Here is a 17,884-nt window from a genome sequence, read left to right as displayed (position 1 = left end):
AGTTCGGCGTCTTTGAACTTGACTCCGGGCGAGGCCGTCCGCTCGTCCAGCAGGACCTCGATGCCGCGACGGTCCAGTTCCGCGGCCAACTCTTCGGCGCCGGCCCGCGCCTCGGGATCCTTGTTGGCGATCACCACGTGGACGTCGAACGGGGACACCGACGACGGCCAGCGCAGCCCGAGGTCGTCGTGGTGCTGTTCGGCGATCACCGCCACCAGCCGCGACACCCCGACTCCGTAGGAACCCATCGTCAGCCGAACCGGCTTTCCGTCCTCGCCGAGCACGTCGACGGAGAACGCGTCGGTGTACTTGCGACCCAACTGGAAGATGTGCCCGATCTCGATTCCTCGGGCGCTGACCAGCGGCCCCGCCCCGTCCGGGGAGGGATCGCCGTCGCGCACTTCGGCGGCCTCAATGGTGCCGTCCGGGAGGAAGTCCCGCCCGGCCACCAGGCCGACGACATGCTTGCCGGACTCGTCTGCGCCGGTGATCCACGTTGTCCCCGCCGCCACCCGCGGGTCGACCAGATAGCGAACTCCATTGTCCAACAGCGCTTTCGGTCCGATATAACCCTTCTTCAGGAACGGGTACCTGACGAAGTCCGCATCGTCGAGCAGTGCATACTCCGCAGGGTCGAGCGCTGCGCCGAGCCGCTTGTCGTCCACCTCGCGATCGCCCGGGACGCCGACGCCGAGCAGTTCCCAATCACCCCCGGGGACACAGGTTTTGAGCATGACGTTCTTGAGAGTGTCGGCACCGGAGACCTCCCGGCCGGCAAACTGCGCCAAACCCGCTTCATTGGCCCATTGCACCAGCGAGGCGATGGTGGGGGTGTCACCGGTGTCGTGCACCACCGGGGCGGGCAGGCCGTCGGTGGGCCGCGCGTCGGGAACGGCGGTGCTGACCGCCTCGACGTTGGCCGCATAGCCGGACTCCAGGCAGCGCACGAAGGTGTCCTCACCGACCTCGCTTTCGGCGAGGAACTCCTCGGAGGCGCTGCCGCCCATCGCGCCGGACACCGCGGAGACGATCACATAGCGAATCGCCATCCGGGAGAACATCTTCTGGTAGGCGTCCCGGTGAGCGAGATAGACCTTGCGCAGGCCGTCGTCGTTGACGTCGAAAGAGTAGGAGTCCTTCATGACGAACTCCCGGCCCCTGAGGATGCCTGCCCGCGGCCGGGCCTCGTCACGGTATTTGGCCTGGATCTGGAAGAGCAGCAGCGGGAAGTCTTTGTAGGAGCTGTATTCCCCCTTGACCGTGAGGGTGAACAACTCCTCGTGGGTGGGGCCGAGCAGGTAGTCGTTATCACGCCGGTCCTTGAGCCGGAAGACACCGTCGCCGTATTCGGTCCACCGGTTGGTGGTCTCGTAGGGTGCCCGGGGTAGCAGTGCCGGGAACAGGATCTCCTGGCCGCCGATGGCGAGCATCTCCTGCCGGACGATGTTCTCGATCTTGCGCAGCACCCGCAGACCCAGCGGCAGCCAGCTGTACAAACCCGGTCCGATCGGGCGGACGTAGCCGGCCCGGATCAGGAGTTTGTGGCTGGGAACCTCGGCGTCGGCCGGGTCGTCACGCAGGGTGCGCAGGAACAGTTCCGACATCCGAGTGATCACAGCGAGCTAGCTTATCCACCCGCAGTTTCCCGGCTGGGACCGCTACAGCTCGCCGGCTTCGACCGCCTCGCGGGTGTGTTGCGCCGCAGCGATCTGCTTGGCGCTGTATCCGATGAACAGGGCACTGCCGCCGACCAGAACAGCCACCGCGGCGATCCACAGCAGCGAATAGGTGTACCCCGCGTCCAGGGCGTCGAGTTGGGCGGGCGTCATATCGGCGACCGGGCCGGTGGTCCCGCCGAGATACAAGGTGCGGGAGATCTGCACGGCCTGGATGACGACCAGAACCATTGGGCCGCCGAGGTTTTGCGCCATCAGGGTGATGGCGCTGACCGGGCCGATCTCCCGCGGCCCGACATTGGCCAGCGCGCACAGCGGCAGGACCACCGAGATCACCCCAATACCGAATCCGCCCACCAGGATAGGCAGCAGAAGATCGGGGAAGTACGGGATCGTCCGGGTCAGTGTCGAGCCGAAGAGCATGGCACCGAGGACGAAGATCCCGCCGCCGATGATCAGCCACCGAGGCGCACTGTGGGGTGCCCGCCGCGCGGTGAGCACATTGCCGAGCCCCAGCGCCAGGGCAAACGGGATGAATCCGATCCCGGCGTGCAGTGCGGAGTAGCCCAGGACGTCCTGGACGTAGAGACCGATCATCACGGTCAGCGTCAGCAACACCCCGCCGGCCAGGAACAGTGAGACGAACGTCGCCACCCGGTTGCGGTCCCGGAACAGCCACAGCGGCACCAGTGGGTGGTCGGCTTTGCGTTCGACCAGGAAGAACGTGATGAACAGCAGCACCGCTGCCGCTCCGGCCCCGACCACCCACGGGTCGGCCCAGCCGCGCGCCGGCCCCTGGGTGAAGACCAGCACGGCTGCCGTGCAGCCGAGGGTGGCCAGCAAGGCGCCGGTGATGTCCAGCTTGAGCCGCTCGTGGCGGGTTTCCTCCAGCCGGGTGAGCGCGATCCAGATGATCAGCGCGCCGATCGGGAGGTTGATCAGGAAGGCCAACCGCCAGGAGATGACGGTCAGCGCGCCGCCGACCACCAGACCCAGCACCGAGCCGAGCCCCTGCATGGCGGCCGACATCGCCATGGCCTGGTTGCGGGCATGGCCGACGGCATAGGTCGTGGCGATCAGAGCGAGGCCGGTGGGAGCGGCTACCGCAGCGCCCATACCCTGCACCGCACGTGCCCCGATCAGCAGCGGCCCGTCGGTGGCCAGGCCGCAGGCCATCGAGGCGATGGTGAAGACGCCGACGCCGGAAATGAAGGCCCGTTTATGGCCGATGGCGTCGCCGACCCGCCCACCCAGCAGCAGCAAGCCGCCGAAAGTCAGGACGTAGGCGGTGATCACCCAACTCTTGGCCGCATCGGACAGGTCCAGATCGGCCTGCATCCGCGGGAGCGCGACGATGACGATGGTGCCGTCCAGGGTGGCCATCAACTGCATCCCGGTGATCGCGAAGATCGCCACGCCCAGCACGCTGGAGGCAAGTGTTCTGGCCGGCGGTTGGGGAACGCTCGCGCCAGCCATGGGTAGCTACCCTACCTAGGCGAGCGCGGGACCCGTCCCGGGTTGAGCCTCAGACGTCGAGGGCGTCCTTGACTTCCTGGGCGTGCGCGACCTGCGAGGCGGTGTAGCCGATGAACAACGCCACCGCGCCGACGATGACCGCCACGCCCGCCACCCAGAGCAGGCCGTAGGTGTAGCCCTGGTCGAGGGCGTGCAGTTGTTCGGGGGTCATCCGCTTGACCGGTCCGGTGGTACCGCCGAGGTAGAGAGTCCGGGAGGTGATGACGGCCTGGATGACGGCCAGCACCACCGGGCCGCCGAGGTTCTGCAGCATCAGCGCGATCGCCGACACCGGGCCGATCTGGTCCGAACCGACCCCGGCGATGGCCGACACGGTCAGCGGCACCACGATCATGCCGATGCCGAAACCGCCGATCACGACGGGCAGTACCAGGTTCGGGAAGTACGGGATACCGGCGTTGAGCGTCGAGCCGTAGACCATCGCGCCGAGCACCAACACGCCGCCGGCGATGACGAGCACCCGGGGCGCGAAGAGCGAAACCAGTTGGGACGAAACACCCAGCCCGACGCCGAGGGCGATCACGAACGGGATGAAGCCGACACCGGCGCGCAGCGCGCTGTAACCCATGATGTCCTGCACGTACAGACCGATCAGCACCGTGAGGGTGAACATCACTCCGCCGGCGAGGAAGATCGCGGCGAAGGTGGCCACCCGATTGCGGTCGCGGAACAGGGCGAAGGGCACCACCGGGTTCACCGCGGTGCGCTCGACCGCGACGAACGCCACGAACGCCAGGACGGCAGCCAGGCCGGCGGCCAATGTCGACGGCGCCGTCCAGCCACGCTCCGGGGCCTGGGTGAAGCCGAACACCGCCGCCGTACACGCCACCGTCGCCAACAGTGCACCGGCCGCATCCATCTTCAGCCGTTCGCGGTGCGTCTCCTGCAGGGTGGTGTGCGCGAGGTAGATCACCAGCAGGCCGATCGGCAGGTTGACCAGAAAGGCCAGCCGCCAGGACACCTCGGTCAGCGCACCGCCGACGACCAGACCCATCACCGACCCGATACCGGTCATAGCGGCGAACACAGCGGTGGCGGCGTTGCGCGCCGGACCTTTGGCGAACGTGGTGGCGACCAGCGCCAGTCCGGTTGGTGAGGCGATCGCCGCGCCGACGCCCTGCAGTAGGCGTGCGATGACCAAAGTGGCTTCATCCCAGGCGATTCCGCACAGCACAGAGGCGATGATGAACAGCGTCACGCCGACCATGAAAGTGCGCTTGCGGCCGATGGTGTCACCCAGCCGGCCGCCGAGCAGCATCAGACCGCCGAAGGTCAGGACGTGGGCGGTGATCACCCAGCTGCGGCCGGCATCGGAAAGCCCCAGCTCGTCCTGGATCTTCGGCAGTGCCACGATCGCGATGGTGCTGTCCATGGTCGCCAGCAGCTGCATCCCGCCGATGGCGAACACCGCGGCGATGAAGCGGGGCGAGGGGAACCAACCTTTGGTGGGCGTCTTCGGAACGACCGGACCGTGTCCGGTGGTGGCAGGCAGCCGGGCCGGATCGGGCCGGCCGCTGGCGTTCCGATCGCCGAAGCCGCGGCCTACCCGTTGGAACGGGGCCGTGCGCTCGGCGTCGTCGAGTGCCGTCATAGCGGCCTACCCTACCCCAAAATTAAGAAGACTTTAAAGTCTCGATAATGTCTCGAATCCCGCTACCGGGCCGATGACGATGATCGCCGGCGGCCGGATACCTTCTGCCCGGATCTGTTCGGGCACGTCAGCGAGGGTGGCGCGGAGAATCCGCTCGGCCGCTGTGGTGCCGTGCTGGACCACCAGGACCGGGGTCTGGGCAGGCCGACCGCCGGTGATCAGGACCTCGGCGAACCGATCGATCCGTTCGACGGCCATCAGCAGGACCAGGGTCCCGGTGAGTGTGGCCAGCGCGTCCCAGTTCACCAGCGACTCCGGGTCATCCGGCGACAAATGCCCGCTGACCACCACGAATTCATGATTGACCGCGCGATGTGTGACCGGCACACCGGCCAGTGCCGGCACCCCGATGGCACTGGTCACCCCCGGTACGACTGTGACCGGGATCCCAGCTTCGGCGCAGGCCAGGACTTCCTCATAGCCGCGGGCGAAGACGAACGGATCCCCGCCCTTGAGGCGAACCACGAACTGACCGGCCCGCGCCCGTTCGATCAGGACGTCGTTGATCGCCTCTTGCGCCATCGCCCGGCCGTACGGGATCTTGGCGGCGTCGATCACCTCGACGTTCGGTGGCAGTTCGGCCAGAAGTTCCGGCGGCGCCAAGCGGTCGGCCACCACCACGTCGGCGTGCGCGAGCAGTCGCCGGCCGCGCACCGTGATCAACTCCGGATCCCCCGGTCCGCCGCCGACCAGAGCCACCCCACCGGGCACCACGTCGGATGCGGTGCTGGCAACGATGTCGGGGGCGATGCGACCCTGTTGGAAAGCCTCCCGGATGGCCGAGCGGACCGCCGCTGAACGGCGGTGCTCCCCGCTGGCCAGCACCCCCACCATCAGGCCCTCATAGTCGAAGGATGCTGGGGTCACGGCGGTGCCGTCACGGCCGGCGTCGGCGCGCACACAGAAGATCCGGCGGCGTTCGGCTTCGGCGACGACGGCAGCGTTGACCGCCGGGTCGTCGGTGGCGGCGATGGCGTACCAGGCGTCCTCGAGGTCCCCGTCACGGTAGTCCCGCAGTTCCAGGGTGATGCCGGGTTGCTGGCGGGAGAGCACCTCCACCGCGGGCGTGGCTTCGCGGGCGACCACGTGCACCTGTGCGCCGTGGGCGATCAGCACCGGCGCCCGCCGTTGAGCGACCGTGCCGCCGCCGATCACGACGACTTTCTTGCCGGCCAGTCGCAGGCCGACCAGATAGGCGTTCTCGGTCACCGGCCGAGCCTAGAACGTGCGCGTCACTTCAGCGGAATCGCGTTGCTGCTCTTGGATTCCTGGTACAGCTGCGAAAGTCTGGCGTAACGGCCCCGGATACGGTGCTGCTTATCCGCGAGATCACCGCGAAGGTGCTGATTCTGCTCCTCGATCAGTGCGGGGATCGAGTAGGCCGTCCAGTAGGCGTTGGCGTGTCGGTAGCCGCCGGGTTCCAGCCCGAAAACCTCGTGCAGAATCCGCAGATCGTGCGGGATGGCGAAGCTGTCCCGGGAATCCTGGTGGCTGAAGAGGTAATAGAAGTTGTCGAAACCGGCCCAGGTGATCGCCGACATGCACAGCGTGCAGGGTTCGTGGGTGGCCAGGAAGATCAGATTCCGAGTGTCGGGGCGATTCGGGATCTCGTAGAACTGGTTGAGGGTGTGCACCTCGCCGTGCAGGAGCGGATTGGCGATCTCGTCATTGGTGCCGGCGACGACCAGTGAGAGGTCATCCTTGCGCAGGATGGCTGCGCCGAAGACTTTGTTGCCCGCCGCGACGCCGCGTTCGGTCAACGGAAGGATGTCGTGGTCGATGACGTCGAGCAGTCGATTGACGAGTGTGTCTGAACTCACCTACCGGAGTATAGGAACGCAGACCCGTGCCCCACGGGGCTGAACGAAAGGTGCAACGTAGCGATGGAGTCGCCCCGGCAGAGCGATGGAGCCGCGATGCTGATCCTCGGACAGCCTGTCCGAAGGGGTCGCGAAGACGATTACTTGGCTTGGGAGAAGAAGATCCTCGCGGCCGCGGCGCGGTATCCGGGTTACCGCGGGGCTGAAGTCAAGCCGCCCAACGATATTCAGCCCGACTGGGTGGTCATCTATAAATTCGATTCGGTGCCCGACGTCCAGAACTGGTTGAACAGCTCCACCCGGCAGAGCCTGCTCGACGCGGGGTCCGAGCTATTCGACGGGCCGGGCACCCGGCAGGTGATCGCGCAAGACAACGAGATCAGTGATCCGCTGGTGACGGTGGTGGTGACCAATCGCATCAGCGACGATCAGGAACAGGAGTTCCTGGCGTGGCACGCGAAGATGGCCGAAGCGGAGAGCCGCTTTCCCGGCTACCGCGGCTCGGAGGTGTTTCGGCCCATCAGGGGAGTCCAGGATGAGTGGACGACCGTCTACCGGTTCGACACCGCCGAACATCTCGACGCCTGGCTGAACTCCCCCCAACGCCGGGAACTGCTGGCCCGGGCCCAGTTCGGTGACTACCGACTCCGCACGATTGACCAGTCGTTCGGCAACTGGTTCGCCTTCGACGGCCAGGCCGCCGCGGCACCCTCGAACTTCAAGACCTCGATCGCAGTCTGGCTGGGCCTCTACCCCACGGTGGTGTTCCTGACGTTGCTCACCGCGCCCCTGCACCTGCCGTTCTGGCTGTCGATGCTGGTGGGCAATCTGCTGTCCAGCTTCGTGATGAGCTACCTGACCATGCCCTACTACGGCAATCGCTTGCTGCGCTGGTGGCTGAGCCCCTCCCCGGCGGCCCGCCAGCCCGCCACCGATCTCAAGGGCATCGCCCTGGTTCTGGTGATCAACGGCCTGTGGGCGGTGACTTTCTACCTCATGACAGTCAAAACCGGGCTGTTTATCCTCTGACCGATGAACGCTGATGTGATCTTCGTGAACGGACAGTTCACCACCCTGAACGAAGCGAACCCGGATGCCGAGGCCGTGGCGGTGACCGGCGGCAGATTTAGCGCGGTCGGCAGCACCGCCGAGATACAGAAGCTGGCCGGGTCCGCAACGACGGTGATCGATCTGCAGGGCCGCCGCGTGGTCCCGGGTCTGATTGACGCGCACTGCCATCCCATCGAAACGCTGTGGATGAAGGACGACTGGGTCGACGGTCGCTTTCCCGGCACCGACTCGGTGGCGAAAGTCCTCGAGAAACTGGCCGAACGCGCGACGAAGACCCCGAAGGGTGACTGGATCTTCGTCGCCTGCGTGTCGGCCTCGGAGAACAAGTTCAAAGAGAAGCGGTTGCCCACCCGGGCCGAACTCGACCGGTCCGGACCGGACAATCCGGTGATCCTGGGCAACGGGACCCATATGGCGATCGTCAACTCCGCGGCGCTCACGGCGCTGGGCATCACACAGGGCCAGAACAAACTGCCCAAGGGCGGCAGCGTGCTGCTCGACGATCAGGGCGAGCCCACCGGGGTGATCACCGACGGCTTCGCCGACATCCCCAGTTCCCCGCAGCCCGGCGAGATCGCCGGTTACATCGAGAAGGGCATCCCGGAGTTCTGGAACTCCCACGGCTACACCTCGCTGATGGCGATCACTCCGCACCAGGTGGTCCCCGCCCTGCAGGCCGTCAGCGCCAAGGTCGCTCAGTCCAACATCCGCTACTCGGTATCGGTCTGGGCGGCTCCGGACGGCAAAGGCTTTCCCGACGATCTTGGCGAGTTCGAGATGCCGGCCGCCGCGGATCCGGACTTCTTCAAGTTCGTCGGCCTCAAAGCCTGGGTGGACGGCGAGAACGACTGCCGCACCGGCTACATGTACCAGCCCTACCTGGGCCACTTCGACATCGACCCGCCGGGCGGTCGCGGCACGCTGGTCACCCCGCAGGACGACGCGAACGCCTTTGCCGACCTGGCGCACACGAACAACCGGATCGCGATGCTGCACTGCTCGGGGGACGCAGCGGTGGATATCGGACTGGGCGCCTACGAGCATTCGGCCCAGACCGCCGCCGGCTCCGATGGGCACCCGGTGACCATCCGACGCATTGAGCACTTCGGCATGTTCCAGGTAACTGAGGATCAATTGCGGCGGGCGAAAAACCTTCTGGCCCACGGTCTGCGTATTTCGGTGCAGCCGATCTGGCTGACCGAGTTGGTCAAGGCCGACTACGAGAACATGGGCGCCGAGCGCGCCAAGACGGGCTTCAAGTTCAAGTCCATGATCGAAGCCGGCCTGGAACCGGCCGCCAGCACCGATATGACCGGTATCTACCTGGGCAACGTCGAACCGTTCACCGCGATGGAGGCAATGGTCACCCGAGGATCCGATAGGGGCGTATTCGAGGCCCACGAGGCCATCTCGGTGGAGGATGCGTTGCGCATGTGGACGCTGTGGCCGGCCAAGGCGATCGGCGAGGGCGAGCACCGGGGCAGCATCGAGGTGGGCAAACTGGCCGATATGACGGCACTGACCGACGACGTCCTCGCCATCGCCCCCGAGAAGATCCACACCGTCACCGCGGCGCAGACCATCGTCGGCGGCAGGGTGGTATTCAGCCGAGGATAGTCACCCAGTCTGCGCGGCCTGTTCGACGAACCGGCGGACCGATTCGGGGTGGGCGGCGGCGTGGGTGTGCAGGTAGGAGGCGTGCACCCCACCCCGGATGGCCCCCTCACCATCCCCGGCGTCGGCGAACAGCCAGGCGGGCTGGGCAGGTTGGTCGAACTCCACCGTGGTGCGGTGGAATTCGTGACCGGTCACCCGCCGTCCCGCGGAGTGCAGCGGCGAATCGGCCGCCGCAACGGCGTCGCGGTAGCCGAGGGTCAGCCGCGCGGTGAACCGCGCCGAACCGGCCAGCACCCCGCACATCGGGTGCCCGTCCAGATCCGACATCAGATAGGTCAGCCCGCCACATTCCGCATGTATCGGCGCGTGGGCGGCCAGTTCCCGGATCTGTTCGCGCACCGCGTGATTCGCGGCTAGTTCAGCCGGGTACTGTTCCGGGAATCCGCCCGGCAAAACCAGGGCGGCAGTGCCCGCCGGCAGGGTGTCACACAACGGGTCGAAGGCCGCTACCTGTGCGCCGGCCGCCTCCAGCAGTTCGGTGTACTCGGTGTAGCCGAAGGTGAAGGCACGACCCGCCGCCAGGGCCACCACCGGCCGGCCGGTGCGGGCGTTTCCGACCGGTTCTCCCACCTGGTCGTGCGCGGACCACGGTGTCTCGCCGACCCGTGTGCCGGCCAGTGCGCGTACCGCGGCGAGGTCGACGTTCCGGGCGACCAGATCGGTCATCGCGGCGACCGCCGCCCCGGCCCGGTCGCCGTGCTCGGCGGCGGTCACCAGGCCGAGGTGGCGCGAGGGCACCGCCAACTCCTCGCACCGGGGCAGCGAACCCAGGACAGGAATCCCGACCGACTCACAGGCCTGCCGCAGCACCTGTTCGTGGCGCAGCGAGCCGACCCTGTTGAGGATCACCCCGCCGATCCGGACATCGCGCTGGATTGTGGAAAAACCATGCAGCACAGCGGCGATGGTTTGGCTTTGCCCGCGGCCGTCGACCACCAGGATCACCGGCGCGCCCAACAGTTGGGCCACCTGCCCGGTGGATCCACGGGCCGGAAGCCGGAACTGTTCCTCGATGCGACCGTCGAAGAGGCCCATTACCCCCTCCACCACGGCGATGTCGGCGGCAGCGGATCCGTGCCGGTACAACGGTCCAATCAGGTCCTCGCCGACAAGCACGGGGTCCAGGTTGCGCCCGGGCCGGCCGGCGGCGAGCGCGTGGTAGCCGGGGTCGATGAAGTCCGGCCCGACCTTGAACGGGGCCACCCGGTCACCGCCGCGGCGCAGCGACCCGATCAGACCTGTTGCGATGGTGGTCTTTCCGCTACCCGAGGTGGGAGCGGCGATGACAACGGCCGGCGTGTTGCTCACCACTCGATACCCCGCTGGCCCTTGCGGCCGGCGTCCATCGGATGTTTGACCTTGGTCATCTCGGTCACCAGATCGGCGGCTTCCAGCAGTGGCGCAGGGGCGTCCCGGCCGGTGATGACGATGTGTTGGCGGCCCGGCCGGGTGCGGAGCACCTCGACCACCTCAGCCACCTCCACCCAGCCCCACTTGAGCGGATAGGTGAACTCGTCGAGGACGTAGAAGTCGTGGCGCTGTTCGGCGAGTCGGGTGGCGATCTCTGCCCATCCTTCGGCGGCGGTGGTGGCGTGGTCGTCCGCCGAGCCGTCTTTACGGACCCAGGACCAGCCGGCTCCCATCTTGTGCCATTCGACGGCACCGCCGACGCCCTGATCGGCGTGCACCCGACCCAGATGGGCGAAGGCCGATTCCTCCCCCACCTTCCACTTGGCGCTCTTGACGAACTGGAAGACAGCCACGTTCATCCCGGCGTTCCAGGCCCGCAGCGCCATGCCGAAGGCGGCGGTGGACTTCCCCTTCCCGGCTCCGGTGTGAACCGCCAGCACCGGCGCGGACCGCCGCGCCCTGGTGGTCAGGCCGTCGTCGGGGACGGCCAGCGGCCGGCCCTGTGGCATCGGGTGTCCCCTTTCTCGGCCTAGGCCGCGCGGCGGACAGCCTGCGCCAAACAGTCGGCACGCAGCTGCTCCAGGCGCAACACCGGTGCCCGCAGTCGCCCGGCCAGGTCGGTGGCGAGTCCCAGCCTGACATAGGAGGTTTCACAGTCCACCACCACCGCGGCCACACCCTCGGCGGCAAGGGTGCCGGCGGCCAGGCGGCTGCGCCGCAGCGGGTTGGATCCGGCCGTGGCCCGTCCGTCGGTGAGTATCACGACCAGGGGGCGGCGGGAATCGGCACGCGCCCTCTCCCGGAGCACGACATCGCGGGCGGCCAGCAGGCCCTCCGCCAGCGGGGTGGTGCCGCCGGTATCCAGCCCGGTCAGCCGGTGGGCGGCGGTGTAGGTGGAGGTGGTGGGCGGCAGGACGACTCGAGCCCGGTCCGCACGGAAGGTGATCACCGCCACCTTGTCGCGGCGTTGGTAGGCATCCCGAAGCAGGGATAGTGCTGCACCGCTGACCGCGGCCATCCGGTCCCGGGCGGCCATCGACCCGGAGGCGTCGACCACGAAGATCACCAGGTTGCCCTCCCGGCCGATCCGCACGGCGCGGCGGATGTCGCCGGCGTCCGGACGAATCGGCCCGGGACCGGCGCTGTGCCCGGCGGCGGCGAGCACGGTACCGAACAGGTGCACGCCGTACCCGGGTTCGTCGGCGTCGGCCGGGCGGACCGCCGCACCGGTGGAGTTCCGCGCGGCCGAGCGTCGTCCGGCATGACCGTCACCGATGCCGGGAACTGTCAGGGCGCGGGTACGGAAAGCCGGCGCAGGCGGGGCCGCCGGCCGCGTAGCCGCCGAACTGCGTTGCGGGGATTCAGATTCCGGCGACTGATCCCCCGGCAACTGTCCGCCGCCTGGCGCCGGAGGATCGTCCTCAGGACCAGTGTCGCCATCAGCTGCAGACAGCGCGTCGTCGAGTTGGGCGGGGTCGATTCCGGGTTCGTCGAAGGGGTCGCGGCGGCGGCGGTGCGGCAGGGCGAGTTCCGCTGCAGCCCGGATGTCCTCGTCGCCGACAACGTCGGCGCCGCGCCAGGCGGCGTGGGCGACGGCGGTGCGGGCCACCACCAGATCGGCGCGCATGCCGTCGACGTCGAACGCCGCGCATACCGCGGCGATCCGGCGCAGTTCGATGTCGTCCAGTCGGACCCGGTCGACCAGGTGACGCGCCGCGGCCACCCGTCGGGCCAACTCGGCGTCGGCCTCCGCGTGGCGGACGGCGAAGCCGGCCGGGTCGGCCTCGTAGTCCAGCCGGGCCCGGATCACTGCGCTGCGGACAGTGATGTCGCGAGAAGCCGCGATGTCCACGGCCAGCCCGAACCGGTCCAGCAATTGCGGACGAAGTTCACCCTCTTCGGGATTCATCGTGCCGATCAGGACGAATCGCGATTCGTGGGAGTGCGACACCCCGTCGCGTTCGATGTGCACACGGCCCATGGCGGCTGCGTCGAGCAGGACGTCGACGAGGTGATCCGGAAGCAGGTTGACCTCATCGACGTAGAGCACGCCGCCGTGCGCCCGGGCCAACAGGCCGGGTGAGAAGGCATGTTCTCCGTCCTGCAACACTTTTCGCAGATCCAATGAGCCGACCACCCGGTCCTCGGTGGCCCCGATCGGAAGTTCAACCAGGGCGGCGCCGGGATCAGACTGGGTGAGCACCGCGGCCAGCGCACGCACCGCCGTCGACTTGGCGGTGCCTTTCTCGCCGCGTATCAGCACGCCACCGATCTCGGGCCGCACTGCGCACAGCAGCAGCGCCAGCCGCAGCCGGTCGTGTCCGACGATCGCGCTGAACGGGTAAGGCGGGTTCACCGGCGGCGCCGGTGCTGCGGAACCGTCACACCATTCCTGCGGTTTCGGCCTCACCCGGGGCGCGCCGCTCCAAGCCAAGAGCCTTGGTTCCGTGATCCCAGATCTCGGCGAACAGGCGCGGCTCGTCGGACAGTCTGGAACCCAGGGACGGAACCATCTCCTTGATCCTGGGCTCCCAGCCGCGGTACTCATCCGGGAAGCAGCGTTGCATGACCTCCAGCATGGCCGGCACCGCGGTGGAGGCACCCGGTGAGGCGCCGAGCAGACCGGCGATGGACCCGTCGGCGGCGGCCAGCACCGTGGTGCCGAACTCCAGGATGCCCATTTTCTTGGAGTCCCGGCGGATCACCTGGACGCGCTGACCGGCGATGTCGAGTTCCCAGTCGTTACTCTTGGCGGTGGGAGCGAATTTGCGCAACGTGTCGACGCGGCCCTCGAAGGATTGCAGCAACTCCCCGACGAGGTACTTGACCAGCGGCAGTTCGGTGAGCCCGACACCGAGCATGGACAGCAGATTGTCGGGTTTGACCGACAGCGGCAGGTCAGTGACGCTGCCGGCCTTGAGGAATTTCGGCGACCATCCGGCGAACGGGCCGAACAGCAGCCAGTCCTTACCGCTGATGACGCGGGTGTCCAGGTGCGGCATGGACATCGGCGGTGCGCCCAGCGGCGGCAGTCCGTACACCTTGGCGTGGTGGGCCTCGGTCAGGGTGGACTTGTCGGTACGCAGCCACTGCCCGCTGACCGGGAAACCACCGAAGCCCTTGACCTCTTTGATGCCGGCCTTTTGCAGTAGTGGGAGCGCGCCACCGCCCGCCCCGATGAACACGAATCTGCTTTGGATCCGGACCTTTTCACCGGTACGCCGGTTGACCACCTTGACCGTCCAACTGCCGTCGGACTGCTGGTCGAGGTCGCGGACCTCATGGCCGAACAGCGTGTTCATGCCGCGTTCGGTCCCGAACGCCAGCAACTGGCGCGACAGCGAACCGAAGTCCACGTCGGTGCCGGCTTCGGTCCAGTTCAACCCGACTGGTTCGGAGAAATCCCGGCCCACTGACATCAGCGGCAGCCGGCGGGCGAACTCGTCGGGCTCGTCGATGAACTCCATCGAGGCGAACAGCGGGTTGCGGACCAGGGTTTCGTGGCGCCGGCGCAGATAGTCGACGTTGTCCGCGCCGTTCACGAAACTGACGTGCGGCACCTGGTTGAGAAAGCTGCGGACGTCGGTCAGGATGCCGTTCTCCACCGCGTACGCCCAGAACTGGCGGGTGACCTGGAACTGTTCGTTGACGGTGATCGCCTTGGCGATGTCGATGGTTCCGTCGGGCTTTTGCGGGGTGTAGTTCAGTTCGCACAGCGCCGAGTGGCCGGTGCCAGCGTTGTTCCACGGGTCGCTGCTCTCGGCGGCGGCCGCATCCAGTCGCTCGATCAGGGTGATCGACCAGTTGGGCTCGACCAGGCGCAGCAACGCGCCGAGGGTGGCGCTCATGATTCCCGCACCGACCAGGACGACGTCGGTCCTGGTGTCGGACTTGGTGGTGTCAGACACTCCGTATGTCCTTCCGGCGATCGCTCCCGCGTATCGGGGGCAGCTTGTACCGCTAGGTTATCCCGGCCGATCCAATCGCGAGCGGGCACGGGCGCTCCGGCGATCAGGGATAGCGCCGCCGTCGGTCAAATTCGCGGGGGTGTCACCGAGCCGTCGGCGACCGCCGGGAGCGGCGCGCTCCCCGTCAGGTTCAGTGCCGCAAAGCCGCGAGCAACGCCTCCGCCGTCGCCTCTGACGACGCGGGATTCTGGCCGGTGATCAGCAGGCCGTCGTGTTCGACATGGCTGTGCCAGTCCTCGGCGCGGCGGTAGTCGCCACCGCTGCCGCGCAGCATCTCTTCGATGGAGAACGGAACAACGTCGGTCAGACCGACAGCGGCCTCCTCGGTGTTACTGAAGCCGGTGACCCGCTTGCCGCGCACCAGGGGCTCGCCGGCGGAGTTCATCACGTGACGCAGCACCGCCGGGGCGTGGCACACCGCGGCCACCGGCTTGCCTGTGCCGATGGCGTTTTCGATCAGTGAGATCGAGTCGGCATCCTCGGCGAGATCCCAGAGCGGCCCGTGGCCACCGGGAAAGAAGACGGCATCGAAGTCGGCGACGTCGACGCCGGACAACGCCACGGTGTTGGCCAGGGCCTGACGTGCGGCGTCATCGGCCTCGAACCGGCGGGTCGCCGGCGTCTGGGCGTCGTCGGCCTCGCTCTTCGGGTCGACGGGGGGCTGCCCGCCCCTGGGAGAGGCCAGCGTCAGTTCCGCACCGGCGTCTTTGAGGACAAAGTACGGCGCCGCGAACTCTTCGAGCCAGAAGCCGGTGGCCTCACCGGTGTCACCGAGTCGGGAATGGGAGGTGAGGACCATCAGGATCTTCATCGTTGCTCTCCTTCGGGAATCCGGCTGGCTCCGTGAAAGTCTAGGCTTGGGGAAGACGTGGCCGGTTAGATTCGTCGGCGTGACGAGGCCGCGCACCCACTGGGTTGACGACGTCATTCCCGGTTACCGGCAGATCACCTGCGAGTTGGGGCCCGACCCCGACGGCGAGGGTGAATTGGTGGCGACCGTGGTCACCAGCGCGGGCGGCGGCACCAGCGAAGGAGTGGTGCTGGCGGTGCACGGCTTCACCGACTACTTCTTCAACACCCAACTGGTGGAGTTCTTCGCCGCGCGGGGGTACCGGACCTACGGCCTGGACCTGCCCAAGTGCGGCCGGTCCTGGCGGGAAGGACAGACCCCGCACTTCAGCACCGAGTTGTCACGTTATGACCGTGACCTGGAACTCGCACTGGCGATCGCCGGCACTGAGAACCCGGGGTCGCGGGTGCTGGTCTACGGCCACTCCACCGGCGGTCTGGTGGTCTCGCTGTGGCTGGACCGGCTGCGACGGCGCGGTGAGACGGCGGCGCTCGGGCTGGTCGGCCTGGTGCTCAACAGCCCATTTCTGGATCTGCGCGGACCGGCGGTGCTGCGGACCCGAGTGACCTCGGGAGCGCTGGGAGCGGTGTCACGGGTGAGCAAGACCCGCGTGGTGCGCGCGGCCGGCAACGGCGGTTACGGACTGACGCTGCATCGCGACTACCACGGCGAGTTCGACTACAACCTGCAGTGGAAGCCGGTGGGCGGATTCGCCATCACGGCGGGTTGGATTCACGCCGTCCGGCGTGGGCAGGCCCGGCTGCATCGGGGGCTGGACGTCGGGGTGCCCAATCTTGTGCTGCGTTCCGACCACAGCGTGGGTGAGACCGTCGGCACCGAGGAGATGCAGCGCGGGGATGCGGTGCTCGACGTCAGTCACATCGCCCGGTGGGCGGGTTGTATCGGGAACCGGCAGACCATCGCTCCGGTGCCCGACGCCAAACACGACGTCTTCCTGTCGCTGCCGGGCCCGCGGGAGGTCGCCTACGCCGAACTGGACCGGTGGCTGGCCCGGGAGGTCAGCGGCTGACGAAGCTGCCGTGGAACCCCTGCGGAATGTGGTGGGTCAACTCGGCGGTGGCGACCGGCCCGCGGGCCGGGTCCCGGGCGTCGAGGATGACCAGCCGGGAGGTGTGGGTGTCGGCCTGGTATTCCACCGACAGTAGCCAGCCGTCGTCCTCGTCGGTGGCTGCAGGTCGCGGGGCGAACACCGGCTCGCAGAAGCTGTTTCCGGCGGTCTGCGCCACGTAGCTGATCTCGGTGTAGCTGCTCTTGGAGTTGGCGGCGAGGTCCAGTTTGGTGATCCCGTCGAACATCGTCTCGAGCCGGTGGCGGGTGTTGAAGTAGGAGTAGCGGTGCGGCCGGCCCTCCCGGTCCGGGTGGTGCCGGGGGAATTCGCAGGACCGGTCGCTGAGTTGCTCCCGAATCACCCGGTCCGAGCCGGTGATACGGAATCGGGTGAATTCACTGGTGGCCTCGGTCAGCGGACTGGTCCGGAACCGGGCGATGCACTCCAACAATTCCCCGCCGTGATAGGTGATGACGTCCAGCACCACGTCGCCGCGGTCATCGAAGGCGTTGCTCAGGTGGAACTGCAGCACCGCGTCATGCTCGATCCGCCGAATCTTGCCGCCGTCGCGCGGAATGAGGACGAAGGAGCTTCCGCGCTCGGGCTGGTATTTCATCGCGTCGCCGAATGGCTTGAGGCCCAGAGCGATCGGGATCCCATCGGGGATGATCGGCGAGATCAGGAATACCAGATAGCGCTCGGTGATGGCGAAGTCGTGCACCATCGCCACGTACGGCAGAGACAGTGACCGATAGTGCTTGAGCTTGCCCCGCCGGTCGGTGCGGTACACCCGAAGATGCGGCGTGGGGATGAACTCGACGCCGAAGTTGAACATGTCGCCGCTACTCGGGCAGAAGCACGGATGCGCCGAATAAGTACCCATCCAACGTAATTCGCCACCGAATCGGCGGACTCCCCTGGTCTCCAGGGTGAACGGGTCCAATTCGTAGGGCGGGCCGCCCTCCCACAGCGCGTAGAGGTGGCCGGCGTGCTCGACGACGTTGGTGTTGGCCAGGTTGGTGGGCAGTCTGCCGACATTGGCCAGGAACCCGCCGAGGGCGTCGGTACCCATATGCCGGGTGCCGGACTTGCCGCGGTAGTGCTGGGTGCGCACGTAGCGGTTGCGGTAGTGAATCTCTCCGCCGCCGATGGTGAA

Annotated in this window: 14 protein-coding genes; 3 read left to right on the top strand and 11 right to left on the bottom strand. The window is 67.5% G+C overall.

Features of this window, described 5'->3' with window-relative positions:
- The 5 genes from ADBZ5N_RS10480 to ADBZ5N_RS10460 all read right to left on the bottom strand — a co-directional run.
- The coding region (locus ADBZ5N_RS10480) for a proline--tRNA ligase (protein ID WP_526257424.1) at window positions 1–1,616 on the bottom strand (1,616 nt) is incomplete at its 3' end.
- Between the two features lie 42 nt (window positions 1,617–1,658).
- Complete coding sequence (locus tag ADBZ5N_RS10475) at window positions 1,659–3,152, bottom strand: MFS transporter (protein WP_526257423.1); 1,494 nt, start codon at window positions 3,150–3,152, stop codon at window positions 1,659–1,661.
- A 49-nt stretch (window positions 3,153–3,201) separates the two neighbouring features.
- Window positions 3,202–4,803, bottom strand: coding sequence for an MFS transporter (locus ADBZ5N_RS10470; protein ID WP_526257422.1), 1,602 nt, complete (start codon window positions 4,801–4,803; stop codon window positions 3,202–3,204).
- Between the two features lie 33 nt (window positions 4,804–4,836).
- Window positions 4,837–6,072, bottom strand: a complete 1,236-nt coding sequence (gene cobA, locus ADBZ5N_RS10465) for a uroporphyrinogen-III C-methyltransferase (RefSeq protein WP_526257421.1) — start codon at window positions 6,070–6,072, stop codon at window positions 4,837–4,839.
- A 23-nt stretch (window positions 6,073–6,095) separates the two neighbouring features.
- Entirely contained in the window at window positions 6,096–6,683 is a 588-nt protein-coding gene (locus tag ADBZ5N_RS10460; protein ID WP_526257420.1) for a tRNA-specific adenosine deaminase, read from the bottom strand.
- 63 nt (window positions 6,684–6,746) lie between these two features.
- Between ADBZ5N_RS10460 and ADBZ5N_RS10455 the strand changes: the two genes are divergently transcribed.
- The gene (locus ADBZ5N_RS10455) at window positions 6,747–7,712 is read left to right on the top strand and encodes an antibiotic biosynthesis monooxygenase (protein WP_526257419.1); all 966 of its coding nucleotides are present in this window, start codon (window positions 6,747–6,749) and stop codon (window positions 7,710–7,712) included.
- A 3-nt stretch (window positions 7,713–7,715) separates the two neighbouring features.
- Window positions 7,716–9,371, top strand: coding sequence for an amidohydrolase (locus ADBZ5N_RS10450; protein ID WP_526257418.1), 1,656 nt, complete (start codon window positions 7,716–7,718; stop codon window positions 9,369–9,371).
- Here ADBZ5N_RS10450 and ADBZ5N_RS10445 read toward each other — a convergent pair whose 3' ends face one another.
- From ADBZ5N_RS10445 to ADBZ5N_RS10425, 5 genes are all read right to left on the bottom strand, one after another.
- On the bottom strand, window positions 9,372–10,742 hold the full coding sequence (locus ADBZ5N_RS10445) for a cobyrinic acid a,c-diamide synthase CobB (RefSeq protein ID WP_526257417.1): 1,371 nt from the start codon (window positions 10,740–10,742) through the stop codon (window positions 9,372–9,374).
- Window positions 10,736–11,350: a cob(I)yrinic acid a,c-diamide adenosyltransferase gene (cobO, locus tag ADBZ5N_RS10440; protein WP_526257416.1), complete on the bottom strand. Its 615-nt coding sequence runs from the start codon at window positions 11,348–11,350 to the stop codon at window positions 10,736–10,738. Before cobO ends, ADBZ5N_RS10445 begins: the two co-directional genes overlap by 7 nt.
- 20 nt (window positions 11,351–11,370) lie before the next feature.
- Window positions 11,371–13,197, bottom strand: coding sequence for a VWA domain-containing protein (locus tag ADBZ5N_RS10435; protein ID WP_526257415.1), 1,827 nt, complete (start codon window positions 13,195–13,197; stop codon window positions 11,371–11,373).
- Between the two features lie 25 nt (window positions 13,198–13,222).
- Window positions 13,223–14,749, bottom strand: coding sequence for a malate dehydrogenase (quinone) (mqo, locus tag ADBZ5N_RS10430; RefSeq protein ID WP_526257414.1), 1,527 nt, complete (start codon window positions 14,747–14,749; stop codon window positions 13,223–13,225).
- Window positions 14,750–14,939: 190 nt separating this feature from the next.
- Window positions 14,940–15,620: a type 1 glutamine amidotransferase domain-containing protein gene (locus tag ADBZ5N_RS10425; RefSeq protein WP_526257413.1), complete on the bottom strand. Its 681-nt coding sequence runs from the start codon at window positions 15,618–15,620 to the stop codon at window positions 14,940–14,942.
- Window positions 15,621–15,699: 79 nt separating this feature from the next.
- Between ADBZ5N_RS10425 and ADBZ5N_RS10420 the strand changes: the two genes are divergently transcribed.
- Window positions 15,700–16,689: an alpha/beta hydrolase gene (locus ADBZ5N_RS10420; RefSeq protein ID WP_526257412.1), complete on the top strand. Its 990-nt coding sequence runs from the start codon at window positions 15,700–15,702 to the stop codon at window positions 16,687–16,689.
- Here the strand turns inward: ADBZ5N_RS10420 and ADBZ5N_RS10415 are convergent.
- Window positions 16,679–17,884: carotenoid oxygenase family protein (locus tag ADBZ5N_RS10415; RefSeq protein WP_526257411.1), on the bottom strand; the 1,206-nt coding region annotated here is incomplete at its 5' end. The two genes, ADBZ5N_RS10420 and ADBZ5N_RS10415, sit on opposite strands and share 11 nt — an antisense overlap.

Source organism: Mycobacterium sp., from assembly GCF_044370595.1.
GTDB lineage: Bacteria > Actinomycetota > Actinomycetes > Mycobacteriales > Mycobacteriaceae > Mycobacterium.
This window is presented reverse-complemented; position numbering and strand designations above follow the sequence as displayed.